At 68.3% G+C, this 5,254-nt stretch carries 8 protein-coding genes; 6 read left to right on the top strand and 2 right to left on the bottom strand.

Annotated features, from left to right (window positions below):
* Positions 1-431 (top strand): aminoacyl--tRNA ligase-related protein (locus JHC79_RS22500; RefSeq protein ID WP_366783235.1); only part of this gene is annotated, 431 nt, incomplete at its 5' end.
* A 21-nt stretch (positions 432-452) separates the two neighbouring features.
* The gene (locus JHC79_RS22495; protein WP_296395085.1) at positions 453-1,361 is read left to right on the top strand and encodes a hypothetical protein; all 909 of its coding nucleotides are present in this window, start codon (positions 453-455) and stop codon (positions 1,359-1,361) included.
* 12 nt (positions 1,362-1,373) lie between these two features.
* Here JHC79_RS22495 and JHC79_RS22490 read toward each other — a convergent pair whose 3' ends face one another.
* Positions 1,374-2,237: a helix-turn-helix domain-containing protein gene (locus JHC79_RS22490; protein WP_296395081.1), complete on the bottom strand. Its 864-nt coding sequence runs from the start codon at positions 2,235-2,237 to the stop codon at positions 1,374-1,376.
* A 34-nt stretch (positions 2,238-2,271) separates the two neighbouring features.
* On the opposite strand from JHC79_RS22490, the gene JHC79_RS22485 reads away from it, so the two are divergent.
* The gene (locus JHC79_RS22485) at positions 2,272-2,778 is read left to right on the top strand and encodes a VOC family protein (RefSeq protein ID WP_296395080.1); all 507 of its coding nucleotides are present in this window, start codon (positions 2,272-2,274) and stop codon (positions 2,776-2,778) included.
* A 66-nt stretch (positions 2,779-2,844) separates the two neighbouring features.
* Entirely contained in the window at positions 2,845-3,237 is a 393-nt protein-coding gene (locus tag JHC79_RS22480) for a tautomerase family protein (protein WP_296395078.1), read from the top strand.
* A gap of 3 nt (positions 3,238-3,240) precedes the next feature.
* On the opposite strand, the gene JHC79_RS22475 is transcribed toward JHC79_RS22480, so the two are convergent.
* The gene (locus tag JHC79_RS22475) at positions 3,241-3,792 is read right to left on the bottom strand and encodes a TetR/AcrR family transcriptional regulator (protein WP_296395076.1); all 552 of its coding nucleotides are present in this window, start codon (positions 3,790-3,792) and stop codon (positions 3,241-3,243) included.
* Between the two features lie 105 nt (positions 3,793-3,897).
* Between JHC79_RS22475 and JHC79_RS22470 the strand changes: the two genes are divergently transcribed.
* Together JHC79_RS22470 and JHC79_RS22465 are read left to right on the top strand one after the other, a co-directional pair.
* Positions 3,898-4,734 (top strand): alpha/beta hydrolase, encoded by an 837-nt coding sequence (locus JHC79_RS22470; protein ID WP_296395083.1) that lies wholly within the window; start codon positions 3,898-3,900, stop codon positions 4,732-4,734.
* 101 nt (positions 4,735-4,835) lie between these two features.
* Positions 4,836-5,254 (top strand): hypothetical protein (locus tag JHC79_RS22465; protein ID WP_296395074.1); only part of this gene is annotated, 419 nt, incomplete at its 3' end.

Here is a 5,254-nt window from a genome sequence, read left to right as displayed (position 1 = left end):
AGTTCGACAAGGTCGAGGGCTTCGTCTACTGCAAGCCCGAGGACGCCGAGGCCGAGCACCAGAAGTTGCTGGGGTGGCAGAAGGAGATGCTCGCCGCGATCGACGTCCCCTACCGGGTCATCGACACCGCCGGCGGCGACCTCGGATCGTCGGCCGCGCGCAAATTCGACTGCGAGGCATGGGTTCCCACGCAGAACACCTACCGCGAGCTGACGTCGACGTCGAACTGCACGACCTACCAGGCGCGTCGGCTCTCCGTCCGGTACCGCGACGAGGCGGGCAAGCCGCAGACCGCCGCGACCCTCAACGGGACGCTGGCCACCACACGGTGGATCGTCGCCATCCTGGAGAACCACCAGCAGCCCGACGGCAGTGTGGTGCTGCCGGAGGCGCTGGCGGGGTTGGTCGGAATTGACGTCCTACGGCCGTGATCGCGCCATGATGGTCCGATGCTGATCGCCGGAGTTCTCGCAGCTCTCTTCGCCTCGATCGCCTACGGCGTCTCGTCGGTGCTCCAGGCCCACGGTGCGCGCAGTTCGCACGACGCCGCGTTGGCCCGGGGCGAGACGGGGTTGTCGACCGAGACCGGTGCCCCCACACTGCGTTCGACCGTGTTGGCGATGCTGACCCTGTACTTCATCATCGGCACCGCGCTCGACGTCCTCGGGTTCGTCGGGGGTGCGGTCTCGGCGCGCCTCGCGCCGCTGTTCCTCTCGCAGACCCTCATCAGCGCGAACCTCGTCATCACCGCGATCCTGGGCATCTTCGTCCTCGGAATCCGGCTGCACGCGCGGGACTGGATCGCGATCGGTGTCGTCCTCGCGGCGCTGTGCGCACTCGGCCTGTCGGCCAAGGAGAACCCGCGCGAGACCGAGTCCATGCTCTTCCACTGGGTGCTGCTCGGGGCCACGATCGCGCTGGTCGTGGTGTCGGTGGCGTTGGTGCGCCTACTCGGATCGCGTGCCGCGATCGCGGCCGGCCTCGCAGCCGGTGCATTGTTCGGCGCCGTCGCCATCTCGGTGCGCGTGCTCGACGGTCTCGACCCGTTCAGTGTGTCCTCGCTGCTCGGTGACCCCGCGTTGTATGCGCTCGCGCTGTCGGGCGGTGCGGGCTTCTATCTGCACACCGTCGCGCTGCAGTTGGGGTCGGTCAACGGGGCGACCGCGGCGCTCGTCGTCGGTGAGACCGTCGTCCCCGGCGTGATCGGCGTGATCTTCCTCGGCGACGAGACGGTGCAGGGACTCGCCTGGCTGGCGGTCATCGGCTTCGTCGCGGCGGTCGTCGGTGCGGTCACCGTGGCGTGGTCGGGTGCGGTCGAGGCCACCGCGCAGGCCGAGGCGGCGGAGACGTCGCCGACCTGACCCGACGCGGACCTAGGCGCCTGCGGCCCGGCCGGCCCGCCTCGTCTCGTCGGGGGTCTCGCCGATGATCGAGCGGTACCTGCGCGAGAAGTGGGCGTGGTCGGCGAACCCGAGGTCGGCCGCGAGCGGGGCCAGGGCGGTGTCGGGATGGGCGTGGAGCGTGGTCGCGGCGCGCTGCATCCGACGGCACTCGATCAACCACTTCGGACTGAAACCGGTGTGCTCGCGGATGACTCGTTCGACCGTCCGGGTGGACGTGTGCAGTTCGTCGGCCAACGCCGAGGTCTGCACGATGTCGTCGCGGGTCTCGGCGACCTGGCAGGCGAGGTTGGCGAGATGACCGGCGTCGGTGAGGCGGTCGACCAGGGGCGCGAGCCACGACCGCATGATCGCGCTGATCTCGGAGCGGTCGGCGACGGGGTCGGACGGCCGGGACATGACCTGCGCGACCGCCGTCGCCACGGCCATGTGACCGTCGAGTGTGATCGCCTCCTCGGCACCGATGAGACCGGCCGCCGGTGTGGGTGTGAGCAACGGCGTCGCGGCCGGTCGGAAGAGGATGCCGACGGCCCAGCCGTCGCCCTGTAGTTCGCGGACGCCGACCCTCTGTTCGGGTCCGTAGAGCGCTGCGACGGTCGGCTCGAAGACGACATTGACCGCCGGGTAGCCGAGCACGCGTTGGCGGAGCACTCCGGTCGGGACGCTGTAGCGCACGGTCCAGATCTGGCGGATCAGGTCGGGCAGGTCGATGGGGTAGCGGTCGAACAGCGTTGCCGGCGATCCCGCGTTGATGTGCCCGCGGTCGGCGATGCCGGTGTGCAGTCCGCGCTGCGCGTCCACCGTGACCTCCCGAGCGCATCTGTCGGAAATGTTCAAGACCACACCCCGTCCGGTGGCCGACGATGGCTGCATGACCGAGAACACCACTGCCGCAACCGGACAACACACCGTCGACGGGCGACCGAACGGGTCGAGCTCATTGACGCCGCACATCGTCGTGACGCCCGCGCGTGCGGCGATCGAATTCTACTCAGATGTGTTCGGGGCCGAGGTGGACTCGGTGACCGAGATGGGCGGGATCGTCGCCCACGCCGAGCTGGGCTTCCCGATGGGCCGCCTGACGGTGGGCGAACCGATGGCCGACTACGGTCTCGTCGCGCCCAGGGCGGGTGCGCCGGTGGTCTATTCGCTGGCGATCTATGTGACCGACACCGATTCCGTCGTCGAACGCGCGATGGCGGCCGGGGCGACGATCCGCGAGGAGGCGACCACCTTCGTCTCCGGTGATCGCTTCGCATCCATCCTCGATCCGTTCGGGGTGCGCTGGTCGGTGATGACGCGTGTCGAGGACCTCTCTCCCGAGGAGAGTGAGCGGCGCGTCGCCGAATGGGCGGCGAGTCAGTCCGCCTCGGGGTAGCCGAGGAATGCCGACCGCGCGGCCACCGTTGCCCTAGGTTGACCCCAACCGAGGAGACGACCCGCCGTGCCACTCGTCCACATCCACCTGATCGAGGACCGCCGGGATGCGGCCGCCGTGCGCCGCATCGCCGACGTCGTGCAGGAAGTCCTGCGTGAGCATTTCGCCGCACCGCCGCGCGATCGGTACCAGCTGATCACCGAGCACAAGTCGGGGCACATCATCGCCGAGGACACCGGGCTGGGTCTCGACCGCACCGACGACATCGTCCTGATCCAGATCGTCCAGCAGGGACGGACCTCGGAGCAGAAGCAGGCGACCTACCGTGCGCTCGCGCAGCGACTCCACGACGAGTGCGGACTGAACGGCAACGACCTCATCGTGTCGGTGGTCGAGAACACGCAGGCCGACTGGTCGTTCGGCAACGGCGTGGCCCAGTTCCTCACGGGCGACCTGTAGAGGTCAGTCGAGGGCGGCCGAGATGAGAACGGCCGCAGCCGCCTTGGCGTGAACGGCCGCCTCCGGCCGTCCGCTGATCGCCGAGGTGGTCTGAGCGCCCTCGGCCAGCAGGACGAGCTGACGTGCGAGGGGGACCGTGCCGCCGGCGTCGGCGACGAGGGTGTCCACGTAGTCCTGGAAACTCTGCTTGTGCGCGCGGGCGGCTGCGGCGATCTCCGGCGACGAGCCGCCGAGTTCACCGAACGCGTTGATGAACGCGCATCCGCGGAACTGGTCGGTGATGAACCAGTCGGCGAGGAAATCGAAGATCGCGAGCAGCTTGCCGCGAGGTGTCTCCTGCCCGCGCGCGGCGACGTCGAGGCCGTCGACCCACATCCTGTGCCTGCGCTCGAGCACGGCGAGGACGATCGCGTTCTTGCCGGGGAACTCGCTGTAGAGCCGCTTGAGGGAGACGCCGGATGCGCTGCGCAGTTCGTCGATGCCGACCTGCTGGATCCCGCGCTCGTAGTACAGCCGGTCGGCTGCGTCGAGGATGGCGGTCCGCGTGGTGTCCATCTGCCGAGTGTACTTGCCCGGAGAACGATCGTTCTGTAGTGTCGGCGACAGATGGAGAACGAACGTTCTCATCTCACCGACATCGCACTTCTTCAGGAGGCAGTCATGGGCTACGTCACCACCGTGGGAACCGAGAATTCCGCTCCGATCGAGCTGTACTACGAGGACCACGGCACCGGGCAGCCGGTCGTGCTGATCCACGGGTACCCGCTCGACGGATCGTCCTGGGAGCGTCAGACCTCGGCGCTGCTCGAGGCCGGCTACCGCGTCATCACCTATGACCGCCGTGGGTTCGGCCGCTCCAGCCGTCCGACCATCGGCCACGACTACGACACCTACGCCGCCGACCTCAAGGCGGTCCTCGATCAGCTCGACCTCAACCAGGCCGTCCTGGTCGGCTTCTCGATGGGTACCGGTGAGGTCGGCCGCTACCTGGGCAAGTACGGATCGTCGCGCGTCTCGAAGGCCGTCTTCCTCGGATCGCTCGAGCCCTACCTGCTCAAGACCGACGACAACCCCGCCGGCGTTCCGCAGGACGTTTTCGACGGGCTCGCCGAGGCCGTGAAGGGCGATCGGTACGCGTTCTTCACCGAGTTCTTCAAGAACTTCTTCAACACCGACGACTTCCTCGGCAACCGGCTGAGCCAGGAGGCGCTCGACGCCAACACCCAGCTCGCGTACAACGCGTCGCCGTGGGCCTCGGTGGCCGCGCAGCCGACGTGGCTCACCGACTTCCGTGAGGACATCAAGAAGATCGACGTCCCGGCGTTGATCGTGCACGGCACGGCCGACAACATCCTGCCGATCGATTCCACCGGTCGCGAGTTCACCAAGGCGCTGCCCGATGCGGAGTACATCGAGATCGAGGGTGCTCCCCACGGCCTGCTGTGGACCCACCACGACGAGGTCAACAAGGCGCTCCTCGAGTTCCTCGCGAAGTGACCTGAGTCCGAACGACTTTCTCGCGAGCAGCGGTTCGTCCGCTCACCGGCCGCACTCTTGATCGGGGTGCGGCCGGTTCGCGTCGATGGCACGGTGGGGTGATGGCGAAGCGGGCGATCACCGAGGAGACCCTCGGGGCGTGGGTGTTCAAAGCGGACGGTCGCCGGTTCGACGAATCGATCACGATCAGATCCCGTTGCGTGGCCGACAACTACCGCAAGGATCTGATGCGACCCGGGCAGCGGGTGCTGCTCTGGGTCAGCGGCCCGGGGGACGGGCCGCGGCCGCGCGGCATCTGGGGTTTCGGCTGGGTCACCGACGAGCCCCGGTCGGATCCCGACGACGGGTGGGTGGCTCCCGCGGACATCACTGTTCTGGCCGAGGGTGATCGGGTGTTGGCCACCGACCTGCGCGAGATCCCCGCGCTGTCGGACATGGAGGTGCTCAAGCTCCCGCAGGGCAGCAACCCGTCGTGGGTCACCCGCGACCAACTGGCCGCCATCGAGCCGCTTCTGCCGGA

It is taken from the genome of Williamsia sp. (genome assembly GCF_016462415.1).
Lineage (GTDB): Bacteria > Actinomycetota > Actinomycetes > Mycobacteriales > Mycobacteriaceae > Williamsia_A.
This window is presented reverse-complemented; position numbering and strand designations above follow the sequence as displayed.

Coding starts and splice junctions, on each gene's coding strand:
- JHC79_RS22475 (WP_296395076.1), bottom strand. CDS start 3,792: ATGGACACCACGCGGACCGCCATCCTCGACGCAGCCGACCGGCTGTAC.
- JHC79_RS22470 (WP_296395083.1), top strand. CDS start 3,898: ATGGGCTACGTCACCACCGTGGGAACCGAGAATTCCGCTCCGATCGAG.
- JHC79_RS22485 (WP_296395080.1), top strand. CDS start 2,272: ATGACCGAGAACACCACTGCCGCAACCGGACAACACACCGTCGACGGG.